The sequence below is a fragment of the Amycolatopsis sp. MJM2582 genome, assembly GCF_000754115.1.
Lineage (GTDB): Bacteria > Actinomycetota > Actinomycetes > Mycobacteriales > Pseudonocardiaceae > Amycolatopsis > Amycolatopsis japonica.
Window position 1 is genome coordinate 1 of the sequence record NZ_JPLW01000007.1, and the last position, 22997, is coordinate 22997.

The window sequence follows — 22997 nt, forward strand, 5'->3', positions numbered from 1 at the left end:
CCGGTCGAGAACCACGAGTTCTCCCGGGGCCCAAGCCCTTTTTTCGTGTCTGCCCTCGCCGAGTGGTAGCAAAGGTCCCTTGCTCCCCGCGGGGGAGCTCAGCAGCTATCCCGGCGGACCGCGCGCCGGCGCACAGGCGACGAGAAGACCAGCGAAGTGGTCGTCTCGCCATAGCGCTGCATCCGCTCTACGAGTTCCTCCAGCTCCGCCGTGTTCCGGCAGGCGACCCGCACCAGCCAGCACTCGTCACCCGTGACGTGGTCGGCGTCGAGCACCTGCGGTAACGCGAGGATGGTTTCGCGGAAGCGTGACGTGTCCAGGCTGCGTACTTTCGCCCGGACCATCGCCTCAATCGGAAGCCCGAGCTTCGTCAAATCGACACTCGCCGAGTACCCGGTGATGATCCCCTTCTCCTCGAGCCGACGAACCCGCTCGGTCACCGCGGGCGCGGACAACGACACCCGCCGGCCGAGTTCCGAATAGGTCAGCCGGCCGTCGGACTGGAGCAGTTCGAGCAGCTGCCAGTCGAGATCATCGAGGTTCACAAAACTCCAGGTCGATCGTCATACCTGCCAGGGATCTCCAGGCTAGCCGCCCCCGAGACCTGGATTCTCCGATGTCGCGGATGATCACTGACCACGAAGATTGAGCCATGACGACCGAACCCCGCGCACTGACGTTTCCGGCTCTGGACAGCGCGACCGCCGCCGCGCACCTCCGGGCCGAACTCGCTCTCGAGGTCGACCCGGACGACCTGGTCCGAGATCTCACCTCCGGCGCCCAGCAGGGATACGTGGTCGTCGAGACCAGAGCCCCCGACGCCTTCGCGTCCGCTCGCATCCCCGGCGCGATCAATCTCCCTTACCGGGACATGACTGCGGAGTCGGTCAGCGGGCTGGACCGCGAACTCGTCTACATCTGCTACTGCGAGAGCATCCACTGCAACGCCGCGACCAAAGGAGCTCTGAAACTCGCGGAGCTCGGCTTCAAAGTCAAACGCCTCTCCGGCGGTATCACCGCCTGGCAAGCGGCCGGCTATCCCGTTGAGCGAGACACTCTGCCTTCCGCACACACCTCCGCACCCGTCCCGCGCTGCGCCTGCTGACCGCTGAGGAGCAAGGGACCTTTGCTACCGCCGCCTCCTCGCGTGGTAGCAAAGGTCCCCTGCTGTCGGTGCGGTCGTAGGCTGGGGAGGTGACCGCTCCCAAGTTGCTCGTCATCCAGCCGGATGAATCAGATCCGATCGGCCCCCTCGGCGACTGGCTCACCGAGGCAGGTGCCGAGCTCGACATCCGGTTGCTGCCCGATCAGAGTCTCCCCACCGATCTTGACGGATACGCCGGTGTCGTATGCCTTGGCGGCGGGATGGGCGCCAACGACGACGAAGCCCATCCGTGGCTCGCGGACGTGCGGAAGCTTCTTTCGAAGGCCGCCGGCGCGCGGATCCCGACGCTAGCGATCTGCCTCGGCAGCCAACTCCTGGCGGTGGCGCTGGGCGGCAGCGTCGCCACGGGCGATCAAGGACCCGAGGTCGGCCCGGGGCTTGTGTCCAAGAAGGACGCTGCCTGGACCGACCCGCTGTTCGCGGATCTGCCGCTCATGCAGGACGTCCTGCAGTTCCACAACGACGCGATCACCCGGCTGCCCGCTGGAGCCGAGCTTCTCGCCTCCTCGCCGCGGTATCCCTACCAGGCTTTCCGATTCGACCGTTGTGCCTACGGTGTCCAGTTCCACATCGAGACGACGCCCGATGTGGTCCTCGACTGGGCACGGCAGGCACCGGAAATGGCGGAACTCACCCGGCCGGACGTACTGACCCCGGAAAATCTGGCTCGGGTGCATGCCGATATCACCGAAACCTGGCGGCCGTTCGCCCAGCGCTTCGTCCGACTGGTGTCCGGTGACCTCGCTCCGGCTGCGCACCGTCAACGTACTTTGCCGATGGCTTAACGACTTATGTCTCAAATACGTATGGGTTGTTAACACTCGGGTCTACCTGTCAGGTACCTTGCGAAGGGAGTTTCGAAGGGTTCGGAGGTCGGGGTGGAGCCCTCAGTGTTGGTCGTGCTCGTCGTCGTCACGGCCCTAATTTTCGATTTCACAAACGGGTTCCATGACACGGCCAACTCGATGGCGACGTCGATCGCCACCGGGGCGTTGCGTCCCAAGGTCGCGGTGACGATCTCCGCGGTCCTGAACCTGGTCGGCGCCTTCCTGTCGGTCGAAGTGGCAAAGACCATCTCGAATGGACTGGTCGACGACACCAAGATCGGACCTGCGATCGTTTTCGGCGGCCTGGTCGGGGCGATCGTGTGGAACCTGGTCACCTGGTTCGTCGGACTACCGTCCAGCTCGTCCCACGCGCTGTTCGGCGGCCTGATCGGCGCCACGTGGGTGTCCGCCGGAACGGACTCCGTCCACTTCGGAAAGATCGTCGAGAAGGTCCTCGTCCCGGCGGCGCTGTCGCCTGTCTTGGCCGGACTCGTCGCGATGATCGTGACGTACTTCGTCTATCGGATCTTCGTTCGCCGCGGCCGCACTGCCGGCTTCAGAGTCGGCCAGATCATCTCGGCTTCGCTGGTGTCACTCGCCCACGGCACGAACGATGCGCAGAAGACCATGGGTGTCATCACCCTGACGATGATCACCGCCGGCACCCTTCCCGCCGGGGCAGGGCCGCCGCTCTGGGTGATCGTCAGTGCGGCGTTGGCGCTCGCGCTCGGCACATATCTAGGCGGCTGGCGCATCACCTTCACGCTGGGTAAAGGCCTGACGGATATCGATGGCCCGCAGGGCTTCGCCGCGCAGACCAGTTCGGCGGCCGTCATTCTCGCCTCGACCAACTTCGGCTTTCCGCTTTCGACGACTCACGTCTGCTCCGGAGGCATCGTCGGCTCCGGAGTGGGGAGGAATGAGTCACCGGTTCGCTGGCGCACGGCCGGTCGCATGGTGGTCGCGTGGCTGTTCACACTTCCGGCGGCCGCCATCGTCGGCGCCGGTGCCGGCCTCGTGACCTCGACCGGCACGGTGGGGACGATCGCCGTAGGCGTCGCGGGCCTCGCGATCGGCATTGGGATCTACCTCCTTTCGCGGCGGAGCCCCGTCAACGCCAGCAGCTTCACCAGCCCCGCCCCGCCCATCCCTGAACAGGAAGTCGGCAAGATCGCCGCTTAGCAGGGAGCAAGGGACCTTTGCTACCGCGCGAGCCGAAGTGGTAGCAAAGGTCCCTTGCTCCCGTGCGCGTCCATCTGGCCCTGGGCGGAAGGGCGACTACGGTGGAAGCCGATGGTTGAGCGCGCCAGGCCGACCGCTTCCGTGGCGAGATACGGCTTCACCGATCCCCGTGCCGACGGGCAGCTGCGTGCTGCCGGTTGGTGGACCGAATCCGGCCCGGACGGCTCCGCCGCCGACGTGTTGTCCGCACTTTCCCGCGCCGCGGACCCCGATCTCGCACTGAGCGGCCTGGACCGGATCAGGGAAATCGACCCGGCCGCCTGGAACGGGCTCGACCAGGCGCTGCGCACCAATCGCACGTTCCGCGGCCGGATGCTCGGTGTCTTGGGCACCTCGAGCGCACTCGCGGACTTCATGGTCTCGAACACGGGCTGCTGGAAGACCCTTGTGGGGCAGAAGAGCACTGAGCCGGATCAATACGTGAGCAGTCTTCTCGGCCACCTACGGCCGGAAGGTGAAGTGCTCACCGGGCTTGAAGCGGAGCAGGCTCTTCGCGTCGGCTACCGCGAGCTGCTCCTCGGCATCGCAGCGGCCGACCTCGGTCATCTGGTCGAGCCTGGCCTTCGCCAGCCCCCTTATGTCGAGATCGGAGCCCAGCTCACCACGCTGGCGGAGGCCGCGCTGACAGTAGGGCTGCTTGTCGCGGAGTCCGAGGTGGGTGCCAGCGCCGAAGGCCTGCTCGCCGTGATCGCGATGGGCAAATGCGGTGGTCGAGAGCTGAACTATGTGAGCGACGTGGACGTCATCTTCGTCGGCGATGGAGATCTGTCGGTCTCCACGCGGTTGGCCAGCACGATGATGCGCGTGGTCGGCAAGGCCTGTTTCGAGGTCGACGCGGCGCTGCGTCCGGAGGGCAAGGCGGGCGCCTTGGTCCGGACCCTCGACGGACATGCCGCTTACTACCAGAAGTGGGCCAAGACCTGGGAGTTCCAGGCCTTGCTCAAAGCGCGCCCGGTGGCAGGCGACGCCGAGCTCGGGCGTCAGTACGCGGAGATGGTCGCGCCGAAGGTGTGGGCAGCGGCCGATCGCGAGAATTTCGTCCCCGAGGTCCAGAAGATGCGGCGCCGGGTCGAAGGTCATGTGCCTTCCGCGCACGCCGAACGAGAGCTGAAGCTGGGGCGCGGAGGTCTCCGGGACGTCGAGTTCGCGGTGCAGTTGCTGCAACTGGTCCACGGCCGGATCGACGCGGAGTTGCGTTCTCCGTCCACGATGGACGCACTCGCCGCCCTGGGTGACGGCGGCTACGTCGGCCGGAAGGATGCCGCGGAGCTGGCATCGTCATACGAGTTTCTCCGGACCATCGAACACCGGCTTCAGCTTCGCAGGCTCCGGCGCACGCACCTGTTCCCTGCTGCTTCGGATGTCAGCGAGTTGCGAACGATCGCGCGAGCGAGTGGTGTGCGGCCGGCTCGGGGCAAGAGCGAAGGGGACGTCCTGGTGGCGGAATTCCGCCGCCACCTGCAGAGCATCCGGCGGCTTCACGAAAAGCTCTTCTACCGGCCTCTGCTGCAGTCTGTCGCGAACGTGCCGACCGAAGCGCTCCGGCTGACCACGAAACAGGCCGAGAGTCGTCTCGCCGCGCTCGGCTATGCCGCTCCGGACGGTGCCCTGCAGCACATCAAGGCGTTGACCGCGGGAATGTCGCGCCGGGCGGCCATCCAGCAGGCTCTGCTGCCGGTTTTGCTGGACCTCCTCGCCGACACTCCGGACCCTGACCGCGGGCTGCTGTCTTATCGGAAGGTCTCCGAAGCGCTTGAGGCAACACCTTGGTACCTCAGGGTTCTCCGGGACGAGGGCGCAGTCGTCGAGCGGCTCGCTTTTCTGCTGGGTACTTCGCGACTGGTGCCTGACCTACTGGCGAGAGCGCCTGAAGTCCTGCAACTGCTCGGTGATCCCGCACGGCTGGCCGGGCGTACCCCGGCAGAGGTGGCTACCTCGCTGCGAGCCGCAGTGCGGCGGCAACCGGGTTTGAACGCCGCGGTCGCGGCCGCGAGATCGCTCCGACGGCACGAGATGCTGCGAATCGCGTCGGCAGATCTGCTGGGGTTGCTGGATGTCCCAGCGGTCTGCGCCGCGCTGTCGAGTGTGTGGGTCGCCGTGCTTCAAGGTGCTTTGGCCGCTGCTTTCCGCCAGCGTCAGGCCGAGCTCGGCCAGACTCCCGCGAAGATCGCTGTCATCGGTATGGGGCGCCTGGGTGGGGCCGAACTCGGCTACGGATCAGACGCGGATGTTCTTTTCGTGTGCGAGCCGGCCGAAGGAGTGTCGGACTCCGAAGCAGCGAAGTTCGCTTCTTCGGTCGCCGAGACGGTGCGCAAGATCCTCGGTGCCCCGAGCCCCGACCCTGCTCTGGTCGTCGACGCCGATCTCCGTCCGGAAGGGCGGAGCGGCCCGTTGGTGCGGACTCTCGAGTCTTACCGCAGCTACTACGGTCGTTGGGCGGAGGTCTGGGAATCGCAAGCGCTGCTCCGAGCCCGGTTCATCGCCGGTGACGAGGACCTTGGCGATCGGTTCATCGAGATGATCGACCCCATTCGGTACCCGCAACAAGGCCTCGACGCGGTTCGGGTGCGGGAGATCAGGCGGATCAAGGCCCGGGTGGAGACGGAGCGGATGCCCAAGGGCGCCGATCCGACACGGCACACGAAGCTCGGCCGCGGAGGGCTCGCCGATGTGGAGTGGACTGTGCAGCTCATGCAGCTGCGTCACGGGCATGAAGTCGCGGGGCTTCGCACCACCTCGACGATCGAGGCTCTGAAAGCGGCGGCTGAGGCGGGGCTCGCCGAGCCCGCCGAGATCGAGTCCTTGACCGAAGCCTGGCTTTTGGCGACGCGTGTCCGCAATGCCGGGATGCTGGTCCGAGGTAAGGCCGTCGACGAGATCCCCAGCTCCGGTCGAGACCTGGCCGCGGTCGCGCGCGTGCTCGGTTACTCGGCCGATGACGATCCAGGCGAGTTCCTCGACGCCTATAGGCGGACGACGCGACGTGCTCATGCGGTCGTCGAGACACTCTTCTACCAGGGCTGACCCGCTCTGACCTGCGGTAAGTGAGCAAGGGGCCTTTGCTACCGCCCCGCCCGGAACGGACGAGGTGGCAGCAAAGGTCCCTTGCTCACACTCGGGGTCGCGGACGGTAAGTGGCCCTTACAGTGGACCGGTGACTGTGCGCGAGCCATTTCGCACCCGGATCAAGGTGCGTCATTACGAGCTGGACACCCTTGGCCATCTCAACCACGCCGTCTACCACTCCTACGGCGAGGTCTCCAGACTCGAGCTGATGGAGCTCGCCGGCGGCCTCAACTCCGGTATGCGCGACGCGAACCTTGCCTTCGTGCTGCTCGAGTCCCATATCGTGTTCCGGCGCGAGCTCCGTGCGGGCGATGTCGTCGACGTGACCTGCGACGCCAAGTTCGGCACCGGCAAGACCTTCCACATGGACTCGAACATCTACAAGGTCGACGGCACCCTCTCCGCGGAGATCACGTGCACGCTGGGGCTGATGGATCTCGAGCGCCGCAAACTGGTGGACGACCCGCGTGGCCGCATCGAGCGGGCAGGCGTCGATCTGAAGGTTCTTTCCACTTCGGAGTAGCCGTACCGCGAAAGACCGGAATAAGAAACGCCGGTGGTGAGGGCGCTTCCGCACCTCACCACCGGCGTGCTCTTGGTGTTGCCTACAGCACGATCACACGTCGTAGTACAGCGAGAACTCGTACGGGTGCGGGCGCAGCCGCAGCGGGTCGATCTCGTTCTCACGCTTGTAGGAGATCCACGTGTCGATCACGTCGGGAGTGAACACGCCACCCTCGAGCAGGTAGTCGTGGTCCGCTTCCAGCGTGTCGAGAACCGCGCCGAGGTCGCCAGGAACGAGCTTGACGTTCTGGGCCTCCTCGGGCGGAAGCTCGTAGAGGTCCTTATCGATGGGCTCCGGCGGCTCGATCTTGTTCTTGATGCCGTCGAGACCGGCCATCATCATCGCCGAGAACGCGAGGTACGGGTTACCGGACGAGTCCGGGCACCGGAACTCGGCGCGCTTGGCCTTCGGGTTGTTGCCGGTGATCGGGATACGGACACAAGCCGACCGGTTCCGCTGCGAGTACACCAGGCTGACCGGCGCCTCGAAGCCCGGCACGAGCCGGTGGTACGAGTTGACGGTCGGGTTGGTGAAGGCCAGCAGGCTCGGCGCGTGCTTGAGCAGGCCGCCGATGTAGTGGCGGGCGGTGTCGGACAGGCCCGCGTACCCCGACTCGTCGTGGAACAGCGGCGTGCCGTCCTTCCACAGCGACTGGTGGCAGTGCATGCCCGAGCCGTTGTCACCGGCGAGCGGCTTCGGCATGAAGGTCGCGGTCTTGCCGGCGGCGAACACGGTGTTCTTCACGATGTACTTGAACAGCTGCAGGTCATCGGCAGCGTGCAGCAGCGTGTTGAACTTGTAGTTGATCTCGGTCTGGCCGGCGGTGCCCACCTCGTGGTGCGCGCGCTCGATCTCGAAACCGGAGCCCTGCAGGTTGCGGACGATCTCGTCGCGCAGGTCGGCGAAGTGGTCGACCGGCGGGACCGGGAAGTAGCCGCCCTTGAACTTCGTCTTGTAGCCCTGGTTACCGCCCGGCACGTCGGCGCCGGTGTTCCACCAGCCCTCGACGGAGTCGATCTCGTGGAACGAGGCGTGCTCGGCCGAGTCGAACCGGATCGAGTCGAAGATGTAGAACTCGGCCTCCGGGCCGAAGAACACGTTGTCGGCGACGCCGTACTCGGAGATGTACTGCTCGGCCTTGCGCGCGATGTTGCGCGGGTCGCGGCTGTACGCCTCACGGGTGAACGGGTCGTGCACGAAGAAGTTCAGCGAGAGCGTCTTCGCCTTGCGGAACGGGTCGATACGCGCGGTCTCGGGGTCCGGGAGGAGCAGCATGTCGGATTCGTGGATCGACTGGAAACCACGCACCGAGGAGCCGTCGAAGGCCAGGCCTTCTTCGTAGGCTTCTTCGTTGAACGCCTTCGCCGGAACGGTGAAGTGCTGCATAACGCCGGGCAGGTCGCAGAACCTGACGTCGACGACCTCTACGTTCTCGTCGGCGATAAGGCGCTGAATGTCGTCTGGAGTAGTGGGCACCCTCGGTGACTCCTTCTCGTTCGTTGCCGGCGGCAGTACTCTCTTCGGCTCACGCTAAGAGCGCGGTGTTGCCCGACCGTCACCCGTATGTTTCGCCGGTGTTAACGGGGCGGCGATATCGGGTAGTCGACCAGGGCGAATGTGGCCGGCGCCACCGGCATACCCTGGATGGGTGGCGAGATGGACCGGAGAATGGCTGCCCGGAGCCGGTGACGAGACGACTGCCGGTGGCGAGGGTACGCAGCGGTGGCGTGGCGAGCGACTCGGCTTGCCCCAATCGGGTGTCGGCTCAGTAGCGGGCGGCGGCGCACGTCTTCTCGGGCTGATCATCGACTTGGTGCTCGCTTCACTCGTCACGACCCTTTTCGTGACTCCCAGTCTTCAGGATCCGGCCGTCATGCAGACCTTCAACCTCTGGTCGGTCGGCGTCTGGGCGGCGATCACGGTCATTCCCGCGTCCTTCTTCGGCTTCACGCCTGGTATGGCAGTGGTCGGTATCCGCGTCGCCAGGCTCGACGGCGCGCAAATGGTCGGCGTGTGGCGCGCGGTCGTGCGCGCGGCACTCACCTTTCTGATCATTCCTGCCGCGATCCGCAACATCGACGGCCGAAGCTGGCTCGACCGGCTGACCGGGACCGTCGTCATCCGCATGCGCTGACCTCGGAGGGGAGCAAGGGACCTTTGCTCTCGCCGGGAGGTGCCGCTGCAGGACCGGCCGTGGTCAGGCAGCCGGTGCTGCGGGAACGCTCCCGAGGTTTGGAGGCGGTCGTTGCCGAGCGCGGCGGTGTGCCGCACGCAGGTCCTGGATCACCACCAGTGGCTCGTCACGCAGCTGTGCGGGGCTTATCTGGACGACGATGAGACCTGGGGCGACCAGTGCCGGCATCGTGGGCAACTTGTCCGGTTCGAGAGTGACCTCGTCGTGGCGGATCTGCAATGCGACGCCGACCTGCGACCACCAGGCGTCGGCGACTCCGACCACCGCCCCGTCCGAAGTCCGCAACTCCGCGCTCCGCGTGGGCCGGGGCAAGCCGCTGCGCTCGAGGACGGACTCCAACCACTGCTCGACGGCGGAGTCGACCCCATCTTGGAGGGCGTTGACGACGATTCGGGGGAGCGCGGAGCCGATCGTGCTGGCCTGGGCAAGCTCGTCTCGAAGTTCCTCAGGCGTGCAGAGCCCGCGATGGACAGCATCGTGGATCATGGCCCGCACCGAGTTGAGTTCGTCCATACGTCGCGCCGCGTCGATCAGGGCCCGGGCGAGCGGGGCGACGGGCAGGCCGTCGATCTCCACTGGTTCCGGCAGGTGGATCGTTCGTTCTACGACGGCGAATCCCCAGGTGGCGACCTCGCTCCGGTGAGGGATCAAGGTGTGCGCACGTCTTTCCGGCGGAAGTCTTCGCACTCCGTACAACCTGGCGGCTTGCACGCCGGTGAGCATCGCCTCAGGGCCAGCGTGAGTCAGTGCGACCTTCAAGAGCTGGTGCTTGGTCGGTGTGGCGTTGGTCAGGAGGATGACGCCGGGTATTGGACGCCTCCACGGCCCGCCTTCTCGGCAATACCGAGAGATCGAGGAGTGTGAGTACCCCAGGGCGACAAGTTTCGCCCGGGCGGCCACGCCGTCCGGGAACATCGCTGCCAGCACTTTCCGGCGGGCGTTCGAGGTTCTGTCCACACAGTGATCATGCGACCACCCACCGACAGTTTTCGCCCCAAGACGGATCAGGGGTCCTTTGCTACCACCTAGCGGCAGCAAAGGACCCCTGATACTCGTTTGGTCAGCGGCGGCGGATGGTGCGCTGGACGTTGCGCATCTTCGCGCCGGCGGGCATCGGGCCCTTAGGCATGGCGGCACCACGGCTGCCGAGGGCGGCCAGCTTCGCTTCCAGCGCGTCGACCTGGGCGGGCTTGAGGTTGCGCGGAAGCTTCATCAGGTAGCCCTGGAGCTTCTTCAGTGGCACCTGCTGCTCTTCGTTGCCGATGATCACGTTGTAGATCGGGGTCTCACCGATCAGGCGGGACACACGCTTCTTCTCCTGCGCGAGCAGGGACTTCACGCGGTGCGGCGCCCCCTCGGCTACGAGCACGACACCCGGCCCGCCGAGCACCCGGTGCACGGCGTCGAGCTGGGTCGTGGCCGCCACGGTCGGCGTCACCTTCCAGCGGCCCCGCATGTTCTCGAGTGCCCAGGCCGCGGCGCCGGGCTGCCCGTCGGCCTTCGAGTACACGGTCTTCTGAACCCGCCTGCCGAAGATGATCACAGCGGCGAGCGCGCCGAGCAGAATGCCCAGCGGCAGCACGACCCAGTGGACGTCGAAGATGAACCCGATGCCGAACACGACACCGGTGATGACCAGGAGCGATCCGACCATCCAGGGGATGAGCGCCTTGTCTTCCTTGCGCTGCATCTTGAAGGCCTCGAAGATCTGCCCGCGGCGAGCCTTGCTCGCGGCGCGCTTCTCCTTCTTGGCCAGCTTCGCTGCTTCCTTGTCCTGCTTTCCCGCCATGTGACCAGGATACGGCCGCGTGCCCTGCGCCGATCCCGTCGGGCCCTCTGCGAGGATCGGGGCGTGGTTAGCGCATCGTCCCCGAAGAGTCGTCCAGGCCTGCTCGATGGGCTCGATCCCGAGCAGCGCGCCGCCGCCTGCGCCCCGAGGGGGCCGGTCTGTGTCCTCGCGGGTGCGGGGACCGGCAAGACGCGGACGATCACGCACCGCATCGCCCACCTGGTCCGTTCCGGACACGTCGCCGCTGGTCAGGTTCTCGCGGTCACCTTCACGACTCGTGCGGCGGGTGAGATGCGCACGCGTCTTCGGGGGCTGGGTGTCGACGCCGCCCAGGCGCTCACCTTCCACGCCGCCGCCCGCCGCCAGCTTCGCTATTTCTGGCCGCAGGTGGTCGGTGACCGGCCGTGGGAGCTCCTCGAGAACAAGTTCCGCTACATCAGCCAAGCCGCCAACAAGGCGGGGCTCGGCACCGAGACGGAGCTCCTGCGCGACCTTGCCAGTGAGATCGAGTGGAGCAAGGCCTCTTTGGTATCACCGGACGACTATCCGGCGGTCGCAGCGCGTACGCAGCGGGACACACCGGCGCCGGCGTCGCAGGTCGCGGAGGTCTACCGCAACTACGAGAAGGTCAAGAACGCCGCGCAGGTGCTCGACTTCGACGACCTGCTCCTGCACACCACCGCGGTTCTCGAGGAGCACACGGTGGTGGCCCAGGAGTTCCGCGAGCGCTACCGCTGCTTCGTCGTCGACGAGTACCAGGACGTCACTCCGCTGCAGCAGCGGTTGCTCGACGCCTGGCTCGGCGGCCGCGACGACCTGACCGTCGTCGGCGACGCCAACCAGACCATCTATTCGTTCGGTGGTGCTTCCCCCCGGCCGTTGCTGGAATTCACCCGGAGGTTTCCCGAGGCGACGGTCGTGCGGCTCGAGCGGGACTACCGCTCGACTCCAGAGGTCGTGGCTCTCGCCAACCAAGTGATCGGTGCCGCGCGCGGCCGTCCTGCGGGCTCGAGGCTGAAACTGATCGGCCAGCGTCCTTCCGGGCCGGCCCCGCGGTTCGCCGAGTATGACGACGAGACCGCCGAGGCCGCGGCCGTCGCCCGCAGGATCCGCGATCTGCTCGACAGCGGAGTGACGGCGAGCGAGATCGCGGTGCTCTACCGTGTCAACGCCCAGTCGGAGGCTTACGAGCAGGCGCTGGCCGAGTTGGGCATCCCGTATCTGGTTCGTGGCGGCGAGCGGTTCTTCGCGAGGGCGGAGGTCCGGCAGGCGATGTCCGCGTTGCGGATGGCGTCGACCGACGCCGACACCGGCGAGCTGGTGACCCGGGTCCGCTCCGTGCTCGCGAAGGTAGGGCTCACGGACCAGCCTCCCGCCGGAGGCGCGGCGAAAGAGCGGTGGGACGCGCTTCTCTCGATCGTCGAGCTGGCCGAGGAACTGGCTTCCACTGTCGACGACGCGGATCTGCCGCGTTTCGTCGCGGAGCTCGAGCAGCGGGCGACAGCGCAGCATCCGCCGACGGTGGAGGGCATCACCCTGGCCTCGCTTCACGCGGCGAAGGGTCTCGAATGGGACGCTGTGTTCCTCGTGGGGCTCGCCGAAGGGACCATGCCGATCCTCCATGCCGACGGCGACGACGCGGCCATCGAGGAAGAGCGCCGTCTCTTCTACGTCGGCGTCACTCGGGCGCGAGAGCACCTCTCGCTCTCGTGGGCTTTGGCCAGGACGTCGGGAAACCGTCGCAATCGGCGACGCAGCCGCTTCCTCTACGGCCTCATCCCCGAAGACCATCCGGCGGCGCGGGTGGCCCGCTCGCAGCAGCCGAAGCAGTCCGGCAACAAGGCCCGGTGCCGGGTGTGCGGCGGGCCATTGCCGGAGACGCTCGACATCAAACTGGGCCGTTGCTCGCGTTGCCCGTCCAACGTGGACGAGCAACTGCTCGAGAAGCTGAAGTCCTGGCGTGGGGAACGCTCGCGTGAGCTCAAGGTGCCGGCCTTCGTCGTTTTCACGGACGCGACGCTGGTCGCCATCGCCGAGCAGCGGCCGACCGACGACACGGCGTTGTGCGCCATCTCCGGAATCGGCGCGACGAAGCTCGAACGCTTCGGGGCGGAGGTTCTCGACGTCGTGCGGGCCTCGGTGGGGTCTTGACCGCGTTCCAGGCATGATCCACGCGGCGAACCCGCTGCTCAGAGCCGATCTTCGCAACTTCGACGGATTTTCTGGAAAATAAGTTGCCCCGGTGCGGCCGGGGGCAATAACCTGCAGGTACCGGGCGGGAAGAGCCCGGACTGGGGAAGAACATCTACAACACAGCGTAGACCGCAGGGCGGTTCGCGCGCGACAGAGAAAGGTGGTGCCGGTGAAATGACGATCAACATGATGCTCACGAACCCTGGCACCCGTCTGTCCTGCGTCGCGGAAGTCCCGCAGGCTCAGCGCCAGGGCACCGTTGTGCCTGTGAGCATCCTCGCCGCCCGCGGCACCCAGCGTTTCGACCTCGGCCGGATCGCCGCTGAAAAGACCTTCTCGCACGCTGCCGCCTTCGGTGGGGCGTACGAGAACGGTGGCGTCGATCTGCCGGTCATCAAGCAGTTCCGTGTTCCGTTGTCCATACGGGAGCGAAGTTCCTGACCTAGTCAGGACCAGAGGCTCACGAAGGCCGCGGAACCGGGTTACCGGATCCGCGGCCTTCGTGTTTTTGCTGCACAAACAAGTTGGCTGCACAACCTAATTGGGGTTCAGCGTTGTCCAGTTCCACCGTGAGTACGAAATCCGTTACGGGACAGAGGAGTGCACTTATGTCATCGGCCATAGCTTTCGCGCCGGGGGAGGCTCTGCCTTTCGCCGACGCCGGCGTCGTAGACCTGCTCGACGCCATCGACTCGCCTGAGTCGATGCTTCCCTGCCGTTCGGGCGACGCGGACCTTTGGTTCGCCGAGTCGCCGGCAGAGCTCGAGCGGGCGAAGGCGTTCTGCGCGGACTGCCCGGTCCGTTCCGCTTGCCTCGCGGGTGCCCTTTCCCGGCGTGAGCCGTGGGGTGTCTGGGGTGGCGAGATCTTCGAACGCGGCGTTGTCGTCGCGCGGAAGCGGCCCCGTGGCCGCCCCCGGAAGAACCCGGTCGTCGAGCCCGCCGCCGAGGCTCGCCCGGTCGCGCGCAAGGTCGAGCGGAGCGCTGCGGCATGACCGTCGAACTCATCACCACCAGGGATTACGAGGCGCGGACGGGAATTCACGCGCCGGTCGAACTGAACGAGATCAAGGTCGAGGAGACCAGCGAAATGTTGCTTTATGAAGAACTGTCCAGGGCCCGAATACGAGACCTCGAGGAGGGAGTCCGCGCTCAGCGGGCTCGAAGCGGCCCACGCGCCGCACGCAGGTGGACCAAGGTCGCCCGTTGGGCGACCCGGCGAGCTGAGCGCCTTCAGGCCTGACCACTCGGGGGAGCGGGGGACCTTTGCTACCACCGCACGGTGGTAGCAAAGGTCCCCCGCTCCCTTTTGGGGCGTGGGGTGGGGCGGCTTGGTGTTCACTGGGGGAATGGCCGTACACACGCACGACGACATCGACTGGGCTGATCGGCTTCGATCGCTTCGCATGGCTGAGGCGCTCGACGCCGAGCCGATGCGGGAGGCGGCTCGACGGCTGCTGAAGGGCATGCCGGATAGCCCGACCATCCTCGACGTTGGCTGCGGTGCGGGCGGGATGAGCGTGCTCTTCGCCGAAGAGCTCGCTTCCGCCGGTGCCAAGATCGTGCTGGTCGACGCGACCGAGCATCTGCTCGCCGAAGCGCATCGCGTCGTCCGCGCGGCCGCAGGCGACAAGGCCACGGTCGAGACGATCCACGCCGACGTGGCCGACGGCGGGCTGGCCGCCAAGCTTCCGCCCGCCGATCTGGTCTGGGCCTCCCGCGTGGTCCATCACCTGCCCGATCAGCAGGCGGCCATCGACACCCTCGCCCGCTTAGCCCGCGCCGGTGGCTTGGTCGCCATCTCCGAAGGCGGCTTGGACTTCGACTGTCTCCCCTGGGATCTCGGCATCGGCCGGCCCGGGCTGGAAGAGCGTCTGCTCGCCGCGCGCGGTGAGTGGTTCGCCGAGATGCGGGCAGGGATCCCCGGCTCCGTTCCCATGCCCTACGGCTGGAACATCGCGCTGCAGCGGGCCGGTCTCGCCGACGTCGATTCCTTCGGCGTGCTCATCCACCATCCGGCGCCCGGACCGGAACTGCTGCGCGAATTCATCATCGAGCGGCTGACCTGGCTGAACGAGGTAGCGAATGATCGCCTCGCCGATGACGACCACGAGACCGTGGCCGCGTTGGTGGATCCGGCGAACCCCGCCTTCCTCGGTGCACGCCAGGATCTGTTCCTGCAAGGGGCGAAGACGATCCACTGCGGACGGCGATCGTGAACGACCCGGTCGGCTGCTCGTTGTGCGGTCGGATCCGCGGCGTCGACGAGGAGCCGGCGCAGACGCTCGCCTGGGTTTCCACCCGCGAAAAGAACGTCGTGCGCTGGATGTGCCCCGCCTGCGCTCGCCGCCACACCCGCGACATCGAGGGAAAGCTGCCGGACGAGTACTGGTGAATCACTCAGGCGGCGTCGATCCGGCCGATCGTGCGAACCTTCGGCCTCGGTGTCCGCGCCGCTTCGGCGAACGCCCTGACGAGCTCGGCCGCGACCTCCATCGGAACCTTCTTCAGCTGGTCGATGGTGCAGCGGACCAGCACGGTCCCGGTCGCGGTCAGCGCCAGTGGATGGAAATTGGCGGCGCCTTGTTTCGGGGCACGGAACTGCCACGCCATGCCGATGTCGTCCCACCAGGCGTCGGCGGTGCCGATGGGGCGCCCTCGTCGGTCGCAGAGCGTCGTGTTCCAGGACGGCGAGGGCAGTGGGCAGCCGCTGAGGACCTTCTTCGCCAGCCCATGCGCGTACGTCTCTTCGGGATCGACACGCCGCAAGGCCGCCCGCACCGCGGCTGAGCCCCGTCGGTTGCCGGAATCGAGCTCCCCGTTGAGTTCCTCGAGCGTGCACAGGCCCCAATACAGCGGGAGCGCGATCAGCTCGTCTATTCGCGACGGATCGAGCTCCAGCCGGGCCAGATCGAGCGCGGCCCTGGCCGGTGGGGCGAACGGAACACCGTCGATCAAAGTCGGCGGCGGCATCCGCGTGGTTCTTCGCGGCAGCATGCCGGGCTCCGCCGGAACGCGCCGGTAGTCGGGGACAAGGAGATGGACCTCCCGTGTGACCGGGCAGTCGACGCCTCGTGCGCGTAGCGCGTCGGCACCCGTCACCGCCACGTCCGGCCCGAACCGCGCTACGGCGGCTTGCAGCAGCTGAAGGCGGGTGGGCGCGGTGTCGCGCAACAGGATCACACCCGGCATCAGCCTTCGCCAGGGGCCGCCCGGGCCACAGAGCTTCGCGGCGTAGCGCGCGGTGACGCCCGCCTTGCGCAGCTCGCGGCTGGTGATGATCCCTGACTCGCTGGTGTTACTGAGCGCCATGAGTCGGGCGCTTCGTGTAGTGGTCATGAATCGAGGATGACCGCTGGGCCGACCGGGTGGAACCACTTCCCCGAACTTGTGGACAACTCGCCCGGGCGAGCCCGTTTTCCGCTCAGTCGCACCGTTCCCTGTGGATAACTTCTCAGGCCGCGAAGCCCGGCTGCCAGCGTTCGACGATCGCGCGGGCGGGGATCTCGGCGTCGAGCTGGCAGAGGATGCCGGTCGATCCGGCGGTCACGCGGTGGATCATCAGGTACTCGGGCGGGAGGTTGAGGGAGCGGCCGATCCGGAAATCCCGGCCGCGGGTGTCGCCGACCCGGCCCGCCTGTCGCTGCATCCAGCGGCGGGTGAAGTGGAACGTGTCGCCTGCCAGCGGTTCGGTGAACGGGGCGAGGTAGGCGAGTACGTCGTCTGCCCGCAGATCCGCGTCGACCCGGATGAAGCCGGACTCCCTGAGCAGCCGCATCAGTTTCGTGGACTCGCCGTCGAGCGCCAGCCGGGTCATCTCGCCCAGATGCTGCGGAATCCCTTCGGGCAGCCGGGACACCCCGCCGAAGTCGATCACGCACAGCCTGCCGTCGGCGGTCAGCATGAAGTTGCCGGGATGGGGGTCCGAATGCAGGAGCCGGGCTCGTTCAGGGGACGAGTAGTGGAACTCGGTGAGCAGGCGGCCGGCGCGGTCCCGCGTCTCCTTGTCGCCGTCGGCGATGATCTTTGAGAGCGGAGTGCCGGTGGCCCACTCCGTGACGACTACCTTCGGCGCGCTGGCGACCACGCGGGGGATCAGGAACCCGGGGACGCCTTCGAACGCCTTCACGAAGTCGCGCTGGTTCTGGGCTTCCGCCTGGTAATCGAGCTCTTCGTTCATTCGTTCGGCGAGTTCCGCCAGGAGCGGTTTCACCTCGGTTCCCGGCACGAAGGCCTGGAACAACCTGCTGAAACGCTGGAGTTGCCGAAGGTCGCTCCGCAAGGCGTCGTCGGCTCCCGGGTATTGCACCTTGACGGCGACTTCGCGACCGTCGTGCCAGGTCGCACGGTGGACCTGGCCGATGCTCGCGGACGCGGCTGGCTCGTCGTCGAAGGCGGCGAAGCGCTGCCGCCAAGTGCGCCCCAGCTGCTCGGCGAGGACCCGATGGGTCTGCCGGGTGGGCATGGGCGGCGCGGCCGCCTGAAGCTTCGTCAGGGCCTCGCGATAGGGCTTCGCCATCTCGTCCGGTACCGCGGCCTCGAAGACGCTCAGCGCCTGGCCGAACTTCATCGCGCCGCCCTTGAGCGTGCCGAGAACCTCGAAAAGCTGCTCCGCCGCCTTGGCCGACAGTGTCGCGTTGACCTCTTCGGCGCTTTGCCCGGTCAGCCGCCTGCCCCAGCCGCCGACGGCCCGTCCCGCTATGCCGAGGGGGATACTGGCCAGCTTCGCCGTTCGCGCGGCCCCGTTCCGGGGGATGGCGGCGTCACGGTCCTCGGCGTTGCGGGAGTCGGTCACCTTCGCGATTCTGCCTTGATTCACCGCGCCCGCGCAGCCTGTTGAGGGAGTGGGTGTGGGCTACATCGCTCGCCGTATCACCGGGCGCCGCATCCGCATCCGGTGTGCGGCGGCCAGTCGCGGTGCCGGATCGTGCCGTCGAAGAAGTCGATCTCCAGTGTCGCGTTCCAGGCGGGTGGAGCCTGGTCGCCGGGCGACAGAAGCCGGAGGGCCTGTGCGGCGGCCAGTGCGGCACACGCGTGGACGGCACCGAGGTCCGGCTGTTGCACCCGGCCCGCGAGCTGGCTCGCCACCCTCGGCCAGGAATCGTCACGGCCGGCACGGTGGAGATCGGCGCAGCGCAGGCAACTGCTGCGTCCGGGCACCACGAGCGGTCCGACGATGCCGATCCCGTCCCGGACGCGCACCGGCAGGTGATTGATCCCGTCGCGGACGAGTCCCTCGACCAGCTCGGGAGCCGGTACGACGGCGTCGGTGAGCAGGACGAGTTCCGGGTGGCGATCCGAGTAGAGCCTGGTGGTCGCGATGTCCGTGCCCGCACGGTGCACCACCTGGGCCAGCGCGTCCCGGCGTGGCATGCCGATCTCGGCTTCGGTGTAGCCCGAGCCGAGGTCGCCCTCACCGACGACGCCCGAAGCCCGGACGTCGATATGCCCGACGCCGCCTTTGGCGAGCAGGACGGCGAGGGCCGCGGCCAGCCTGCCGTCGCCGTGGATCGCCACCGCGGTGCGCTTGCGGCGTGCGGTCATGGCCGCCTGATGATGGCGGGCTCGTAGCGACCAGAGCCCTGTTTCCGTTCTCGGTCTCGGATACCCGTCTGATCGTCCCGCGTCGGTCACGAGCCCTCGGGCCGTCAGGTCCGTCATCAGGTCCCGCAGCTGTTCGTCGTGTTCGCTCTGCGCGAGCACGATTTCGTCCGCGGCCCGGTTTCCGTCCAGGTCGCGCAGTGCCGTGGCCACCTCGGTGGCGACGCCGGCGACGACCACGGCGTGGGCGGGGTCGAGGCCGATCTGGATCTCGCCGTTCCCGCGTTCCAGCACATCCAGGCCGGGAAGCAGGGCGGGGAAAGCGGGAAGGATGATCGATCGCAGATCAGGTTCGCGCAGGTTCATGATCGCAGGATCGCACCCGCCCGCCGCCTCGCCGCCCGAAAGAACGCGAGTTATCCACAGGTTGGCCCCGTTGTGGACAACTGGAGGCTGTGACCTTTCGGCTCTCGGAGTTGTCGGTGACTGGCCTTACCGTGGTCGAGTGGTCGAAGCACGGACGCCCTCGTTGAGGGGCCGGGACACGACGAATCCGTCGGACACTCCCGAACACAAGGTCGAGGTACGGCGTAGCCAACGCCGTCACCGGACCGTCACCGCGTACTGGGACGAGGACACCCTCGTCGTGCTGATCCCTGCCCGGATGACCCGGGCCGAGGAGAAGCACTGGGTTGCCGAGATGCAGCGCAAGCTGCTGCGCAAGGGCCCGCGGCAGGCCGCGCCGCCGAAGGCCTCCGACGAGGCGCTGCTGGCGCGCTGCGCCGTGCTCTCGGCGAAGTATCTGGACGGAAAGGCGATACCCGCGAGCGTTCGCTGGGTGCCGCCGATGAGGACGAGGTGGGCGTCCTGCACGCCGGTCGACGCGACGATCAGGGTCAGCGATCGTCTGCGCCGGGTGCCGGGATGGGTGCTGGACTACGTCCTCGTGCACGAACTCGCGCATTTGAAGGAACCAGGGCACAACGCGGCGTTCTGGGAGCTCGTTCGCCGTTATCCCAAGACCGAACGCGCCATCGGCTATCTGGAGGGCCTGTCCTCCGCCGCCGGTTGGGGCATCGCGGCGGAGGACTGACGTGCCTCAGCTCTCGTCTTCGTCGCCCTTGGGCTTGTTCTTCTCGCGCTCGGCGCGTTCGATCTCGGCGATCGGGTCGATGCCTTCGAGCGTCGACTCGCCATCGCCGAGGCGTTCGGAGAAGTCGAGCGGCTCGTCGAGGTCTTCGGCGGTCGGCATCAGGTCGGGGTGGGACCAGAGGCCGTCCCGCTTCTCGATGCCGTGCTGGTCGCCGACGAGCTTCCACAACGAGGAAGCCGCCCGCATCCGCCTGGGCCGGAGTTCGAGCCCGACCAAGGTGGCGAAGGTCTGCTCGGCGGGGCCACCGGTGGCCCGGCGGCGGCGCAGCGTCTCCCGGAGCGCGTCCGCGCCCGGCAGCCGGTCGCCGATGGCCTCGGCGACCACGACGTCGACCCAGCCTTCGACCAGTGCGAGCAGGGTTTCCAGGCGGTTCAGCGCCGCCTTCTGCTCAGGTGAGGTCTGCGGCTCGAGCAGGCCGGAGGACATGGCCTCTTCGATGCTGGCCGGGTTCGACGGGTCGATCCGGCCGGCGAGCTGTTCGAGCGCCGACGTGTCGACGGAGATGCCGTTCGCGAACTCCTCGACCGTGGCCAGCAGCCGCTGCCGCAGCCAGGGCACGTGGGCGAACAGCCGCTGGTGGGCGGCCTCGCGTGCGGCGATGAAGACCAGCACCTCGCTGGTCGGCAGCTCCAGGCCCTCGGTGAACTTCTCGATGTTGGCAGGCAACAGCGCGGAAGTGGCCGCTGGGCCCAGCGGAAGGCCGACCTCGGTGGAGGTGAGCACTTCGGAAGCCAACTGAGCCAAGGCGTTGCCGAGCTGGGAGCCGAAGGCCATTCCGCCCATCTGCCCCATCATCGAGAGCAGAGGACCTGCGGCCTGCTTGGCCTCTTCGGGCAGGGCCTGGACCCACGCACCCGAAACCTGCTGGGCGACGGGGTCGCAGAGGCGCTGCCAGGTCGGCAGGGTCTTCTCGACCCAGGTGCGCGCGGACCATGCGACGGTCGAGGTGGCTCCGGCGGGCAGGATCGTCGCGGCGTCGAGCCACAGCTCGGCCAGGTGGGCGGCGTCACGGACGGCCGTGCTCGAGTCACCGCCACTGGACGACGAGAAGCCGAGCTTGACGTCTCCGCTGTCGCTGCTGCTGAGGTTCTGCAACGCGATCTGTTTCGCCAGGTCGTAGTTGACCGGCCCGGTCGAGCTGCCGGCCTGGCTGAGCATCTGGCCCAGCTGGCTGAGCATCTGACCGAGCTGATTGAAGGCCTCGGCGCCGGAGGGCTGGCCGCCGGAATCCGACGGCTCGTTCTCGCCTCGTTTGTCGGGATCGGGCGGTCCGAAGCCGAACGGGGGTTTGCTCATGGCACCACCGTACGCGGGTCCCGGGATTCACAGCTCGTCAAGTGGAGTGATGAGCGTGGCCTTCACCGAGAAGCGAACACAGTCACCGTACGCTGTCACGCGTGACAGAGCCCTCGGAGGAGACCACAGGAGCGCGGAGCCGTTCGGGCTCCGCGGGTGACCAGGACCGCTCCGAACGGCGGCTGACCCGGCGCGGCTGGACGCTGCTGGTCAGCGGCGCGTTGTTCGTCGCCTTCGCGCTGGTCGGGTTCTTCATCCCGGTGCCGTATGTGGCGATCAGTCCCGGCCCGACCTATGACACGCTCGGCAAGGACGCCGCCGGGCAGTCCGTGATCCAGGTCAACGGGCACGAGATCTTCCAGACATCCGGCGAGCTGCGGATGACGACGGTCTCCCTGCGCGATGGCGGCATCACGCTGTTCAACGCGCTCGGGCTCTGGGCGAGCGGCCGGTACGCCCTGGCGCCGCGCGAGGAGTACTTCAAGCCCGGCGAGACCAACGAGCAGGTCCGCCAGGAGAACATCCAGCAGCTGCAGGACTCGCAGACTGCCGCCCAGGTCGCCGCGCTGCGGCGCAAGTTCCCGGTGAAGGTGCTCGCGAAAACGATCGTCTCCGGCAGCCCCGCGGACAAGGTGCTCGCCCCGGGGGACCGGCTGCTGGTGGTCAACGGGGCGACGGTCAAGGAAGCGACCGACGTGCGGGCCGCTCTGAACGGCACGAAGCCCGGACAGACGGTCCAGATCACTTTCAAATCCGATGGGCAGGCCGAACGCACCGTGCCGCTCACGCTCGCTCAGCGGCCCGACGGGCCGGAAGGCTTCATGGGCCTGACCGCCGTGGATCGCGCGGACGTTCCCTTCGACGTGAAGATCTCGCTGCAGGACGTCGGCGGCCCGTCGGCGGGGCTGATGTTCGCGCTCGCGATTGTCGACAAGATGGAGCCCGGCGACCTCGCCGGTGGCAGGCACATCGCCGGAACGGGCGAGATCTCGGAGAAGGGCGTCGTCGGCGCGATCGGCGGCATCTCGTTCAAGGTGGTCGGCGCCCGCGAGGCCGGCGCGACCGACTTCCTCGTGCCCGCGCACAACTGCGCCGAGGCGAAGACCGCCGCGCCCGATGGCCTGAACCTGATCAAGGTTTCCACGCTGGACGAGGCGATCACTCAGCTCGAGAACCTCAAGGCGGGACGGCCCACCGCCTCCTGCTGACCGCCGGGGGAGCAAGGGACCTTTGCTACCACCCCGCAGGGCTGACTGAAGAGAGCAAGGGACCTTTGCTATCGCCCGATGTGCGTCTCGGGCCGGGTGGTAGCAAAGGTCCCTTGCTCTCTTTTCGCTGGTCAGGGGAGCAGGGTTGCCTTCAGGGCTTCCAGCAGGTTGGGCGCCAGCTCCGGGTTCTCGATGATCTCGTCGACAGGGACGTCGCCGGGTTCTTCGGCCTTCCCCGCGCCGCGAAGCCGCATGACGCAGGCTCCGGCGCCATCCCGCAGGACGGCCGCGACGAGCCGGGCCTCGGTCCGGCGCGGGTGGTCGGCGGCCGCCTGACGCAGGCGTTCGGCATCGGTCTCGGGCACGACGGGAAGCTCGGCTTCGGCGTCCGGCGGCAGCACGATGATCTCCTGCGCGAGCGCGCAGCCCAGGACCAGATCGGGCCACGCGATCTGAGCCAGCGCCTCACCCAGGTCACCATCCGGCAGCGACTCCTGCGCGACCGGCGTCAGCGGGGCCGACGGATCGAGCTGTCCGGCCAGTTCGGGCTGCTCGTCCAGCAGCGCCGCGGTCGGGACCAGCGCGAACAACTGCGGCGGCTGATCCCATCCTCCGGAGGCGACGAACTCCTCGACTTCGCGGGCCAGGCCGGCCACGCCCTGCTGCTCACTCGGTGCCATTGCCACATCGTTCCAGGCGGCCGGGACGGCGGCGTCCCGAGTCCGGTTTGGGCGGGTTCCGGGAACTTCCGACGGCATCCG

At 67.5% G+C, this 22997-nt stretch carries 23 protein-coding genes; 14 read left to right on the forward strand and 9 right to left on the reverse strand.

Translation table 11 applies throughout. From position 1 onward, the window contains the following. Positions 1 to 98: 98 nt before the first annotated feature. Entirely contained in the window at positions 99 to 545 is a 447-nt protein-coding gene (locus ED92_RS34680; protein WP_037345910.1) for an Lrp/AsnC family transcriptional regulator, read from the reverse strand. Between the two features lie 107 nt (positions 546 to 652). On the opposite strand from ED92_RS34680, the gene ED92_RS34685 reads away from it, so the two are divergent. The 5 genes from ED92_RS34685 (at position 653) to ED92_RS34705 (ending at position 6823) form a co-directional block, all read left to right on the forward strand. Beyond that, the gene (locus ED92_RS34685; RefSeq protein ID WP_037345913.1) at positions 653 to 1105 is read left to right on the forward strand and encodes a rhodanese-like domain-containing protein; all 453 of its coding nucleotides are present in this window, start codon (positions 653 to 655) and stop codon (positions 1103 to 1105) included. Between the two features lie 89 nt (positions 1106 to 1194). Next, positions 1195 to 1950, forward strand: a complete 756-nt coding sequence (locus tag ED92_RS34690) for a type 1 glutamine amidotransferase (protein ID WP_037345915.1) — start codon at positions 1195 to 1197, stop codon at positions 1948 to 1950. A gap of 105 nt (positions 1951 to 2055) precedes the next feature. Further along, positions 2056 to 3174: an inorganic phosphate transporter gene (locus ED92_RS34695; RefSeq protein ID WP_081976004.1), complete on the forward strand. Its 1119-nt coding sequence runs from the start codon at positions 2056 to 2058 to the stop codon at positions 3172 to 3174. A gap of 111 nt (positions 3175 to 3285) precedes the next feature. Beyond that, positions 3286 to 6258, forward strand: coding sequence for a bifunctional [glutamine synthetase] adenylyltransferase/[glutamine synthetase]-adenylyl-L-tyrosine phosphorylase (locus ED92_RS34700; RefSeq protein ID WP_037345918.1), 2973 nt, complete (start codon positions 3286 to 3288; stop codon positions 6256 to 6258). 130 nt (positions 6259 to 6388) lie between these two features. Continuing rightward, positions 6389 to 6823 (forward strand): thioesterase family protein, encoded by a 435-nt coding sequence (locus ED92_RS34705; protein ID WP_020633826.1) that lies wholly within the window; start codon positions 6389 to 6391, stop codon positions 6821 to 6823. A 93-nt stretch (positions 6824 to 6916) separates the two neighbouring features. On the opposite strand, the gene glnA is transcribed toward ED92_RS34705, so the two are convergent. Next, positions 6917 to 8341 (reverse strand): type I glutamate--ammonia ligase, encoded by a 1425-nt coding sequence (glnA, locus tag ED92_RS34710; protein WP_005167524.1) that lies wholly within the window; start codon positions 8339 to 8341, stop codon positions 6917 to 6919. Between the two features lie 172 nt (positions 8342 to 8513). Here glnA and ED92_RS34715 point away from each other — a divergent pair, with 172 nt between their 5' ends. Next, positions 8514 to 8999, forward strand: a complete 486-nt coding sequence (locus tag ED92_RS34715; RefSeq protein WP_200882785.1) for an RDD family protein — start codon at positions 8514 to 8516, stop codon at positions 8997 to 8999. 63 nt (positions 9000 to 9062) lie between these two features. Here ED92_RS34715 and ED92_RS34720 read toward each other — a convergent pair whose 3' ends face one another. Then, positions 9063 to 9710, reverse strand: coding sequence for a hypothetical protein (locus tag ED92_RS34720; RefSeq protein WP_235213447.1), 648 nt, complete (start codon positions 9708 to 9710; stop codon positions 9063 to 9065). Positions 9711 to 10119: 409 nt separating this feature from the next. After that, a complete protein-coding gene (locus ED92_RS34725; protein ID WP_016331624.1) occupies positions 10120 to 10848 on the reverse strand; it encodes a DUF4191 domain-containing protein in 729 nt (242 codons plus the stop codon). Between the two features lie 63 nt (positions 10849 to 10911). Between ED92_RS34725 and ED92_RS34730 the strand changes: the two genes are divergently transcribed. The 6 genes from ED92_RS34730 (at position 10912) to ED92_RS34755 (ending at position 15433) form a co-directional block, all read left to right on the forward strand. After that, positions 10912 to 12999, forward strand: a complete 2088-nt coding sequence (locus ED92_RS34730) for an ATP-dependent DNA helicase UvrD2 (protein WP_037345923.1) — start codon at positions 10912 to 10914, stop codon at positions 12997 to 12999. Positions 13000 to 13215: 216 nt separating this feature from the next. Continuing rightward, positions 13216 to 13482, forward strand: coding sequence for a hypothetical protein (locus ED92_RS34735; protein ID WP_037345925.1), 267 nt, complete (start codon positions 13216 to 13218; stop codon positions 13480 to 13482). A gap of 167 nt (positions 13483 to 13649) precedes the next feature. Continuing rightward, a complete protein-coding gene (locus tag ED92_RS34740; protein ID WP_007033873.1) occupies positions 13650 to 14033 on the forward strand; it encodes a WhiB family transcriptional regulator in 384 nt (127 codons plus the stop codon). Next, a complete protein-coding gene (locus ED92_RS34745) occupies positions 14030 to 14281 on the forward strand; it encodes a hypothetical protein (protein ID WP_037345928.1) in 252 nt (83 codons plus the stop codon). The genes ED92_RS34740 and ED92_RS34745 overlap by 4 nt, the downstream gene beginning before the upstream one ends. Positions 14282 to 14387: 106 nt before the next feature. Continuing rightward, on the forward strand, positions 14388 to 15257 hold the full coding sequence (locus ED92_RS34750) for a bifunctional 2-polyprenyl-6-hydroxyphenol methylase/3-demethylubiquinol 3-O-methyltransferase UbiG (RefSeq protein ID WP_037345929.1): 870 nt from the start codon (positions 14388 to 14390) through the stop codon (positions 15255 to 15257). Beyond that, positions 15254 to 15433 (forward strand): hypothetical protein, encoded by a 180-nt coding sequence (locus tag ED92_RS34755; protein WP_037345931.1) that lies wholly within the window; start codon positions 15254 to 15256, stop codon positions 15431 to 15433. Before ED92_RS34750 ends, ED92_RS34755 begins: the two co-directional genes overlap by 4 nt. Before the next feature lie 5 nt (positions 15434 to 15438). Here ED92_RS34755 and ED92_RS34760 read toward each other — a convergent pair whose 3' ends face one another. The 3 genes from ED92_RS34760 to ED92_RS34770 all read right to left on the reverse strand — a co-directional run bounded on the left by ED92_RS34760 (position 15439) and on the right by ED92_RS34770 (position 18945). Next, complete coding sequence (locus tag ED92_RS34760) at positions 15439 to 16350, reverse strand: hypothetical protein (RefSeq protein WP_037345934.1); 912 nt, start codon at positions 16348 to 16350, stop codon at positions 15439 to 15441. Positions 16351 to 16492: 142 nt separating this feature from the next. Then, on the reverse strand, positions 16493 to 17833 hold the full coding sequence (locus ED92_RS34765) for an AarF/ABC1/UbiB kinase family protein (RefSeq protein ID WP_037345935.1): 1341 nt from the start codon (positions 17831 to 17833) through the stop codon (positions 16493 to 16495). A 77-nt stretch (positions 17834 to 17910) separates the two neighbouring features. Then, positions 17911 to 18945 carry a hypothetical protein gene (locus ED92_RS34770; RefSeq protein ID WP_037345937.1) on the reverse strand — a complete coding sequence of 345 codons (1035 nt, stop codon included), beginning with the start codon at positions 18943 to 18945 and terminating at the stop codon, positions 17911 to 17913. Between the two features lie 163 nt (positions 18946 to 19108). On the opposite strand from ED92_RS34770, the gene ED92_RS34775 reads away from it, so the two are divergent. Next, positions 19109 to 19672: a M48 family metallopeptidase gene (locus tag ED92_RS34775; RefSeq protein WP_016331633.1), complete on the forward strand. Its 564-nt coding sequence runs from the start codon at positions 19109 to 19111 to the stop codon at positions 19670 to 19672. Between the two features lie 6 nt (positions 19673 to 19678). On the opposite strand, the gene ED92_RS34780 is transcribed toward ED92_RS34775, so the two are convergent. After that, positions 19679 to 21028 (reverse strand): zinc-dependent metalloprotease, encoded by a 1350-nt coding sequence (locus ED92_RS34780; protein WP_037345938.1) that lies wholly within the window; start codon positions 21026 to 21028, stop codon positions 19679 to 19681. Positions 21029 to 21231: 203 nt separating this feature from the next. On the opposite strand from ED92_RS34780, the gene ED92_RS34785 reads away from it, so the two are divergent. Further along, entirely contained in the window at positions 21232 to 22236 is a 1005-nt protein-coding gene (locus ED92_RS34785; protein ID WP_199755109.1) for a PDZ domain-containing protein, read from the forward strand. A gap of 131 nt (positions 22237 to 22367) precedes the next feature. Here the strand turns inward: ED92_RS34785 and ED92_RS34790 are convergent, their stop codons facing one another. Further along, on the reverse strand, positions 22368 to 22916 hold the full coding sequence (locus ED92_RS34790; RefSeq protein ID WP_037345940.1) for a PPA1309 family protein: 549 nt from the start codon (positions 22914 to 22916) through the stop codon (positions 22368 to 22370). Positions 22917 to 22997 lie beyond the last annotated feature (81 nt).

Excerpts from the sequence above, each read along its gene's own strand:
- ED92_RS34750 (WP_037345929.1), top strand. The coding sequence starts at position 14,388 with ATGGCCGTACACACGCACGACGACATCGACTGGGCTGATCGGCTTCGA.
- ED92_RS34780 (WP_037345938.1), bottom strand. The coding sequence starts at position 21,028 with ATGAGCAAACCCCCGTTCGGCTTCGGACCGCCCGATCCCGACAAACGA.
- ED92_RS34790 (WP_037345940.1), bottom strand. The coding sequence starts at position 22,916 with ATGGCACCGAGTGAGCAGCAGGGCGTGGCCGGCCTGGCCCGCGAAGTC.
- ED92_RS34700 (WP_037345918.1), top strand. The coding sequence starts at position 3,286 with ATGGTTGAGCGCGCCAGGCCGACCGCTTCCGTGGCGAGATACGGCTTC.
- ED92_RS34685 (WP_037345913.1), top strand. The coding sequence starts at position 653 with ATGACGACCGAACCCCGCGCACTGACGTTTCCGGCTCTGGACAGCGCG.
- ED92_RS34770 (WP_037345937.1), bottom strand. The coding sequence starts at position 18,945 with ATGAACCTGCGCGAACCTGATCTGCGATCGATCATCCTTCCCGCTTTC.
- ED92_RS34740 (WP_007033873.1), top strand. The coding sequence starts at position 13,650 with ATGTCATCGGCCATAGCTTTCGCGCCGGGGGAGGCTCTGCCTTTCGCC.
- ED92_RS34760 (WP_037345934.1), bottom strand. The coding sequence starts at position 16,350 with ATGGCGCTCAGTAACACCAGCGAGTCAGGGATCATCACCAGCCGCGAG.
- ED92_RS34745 (WP_037345928.1), top strand. The coding sequence starts at position 14,030 with ATGACCGTCGAACTCATCACCACCAGGGATTACGAGGCGCGGACGGGA.
- ED92_RS34725 (WP_016331624.1), bottom strand. The coding sequence starts at position 10,848 with ATGGCGGGAAAGCAGGACAAGGAAGCAGCGAAGCTGGCCAAGAAGGAG.
- ED92_RS34735 (WP_037345925.1), top strand. The coding sequence starts at position 13,216 with ATGACGATCAACATGATGCTCACGAACCCTGGCACCCGTCTGTCCTGC.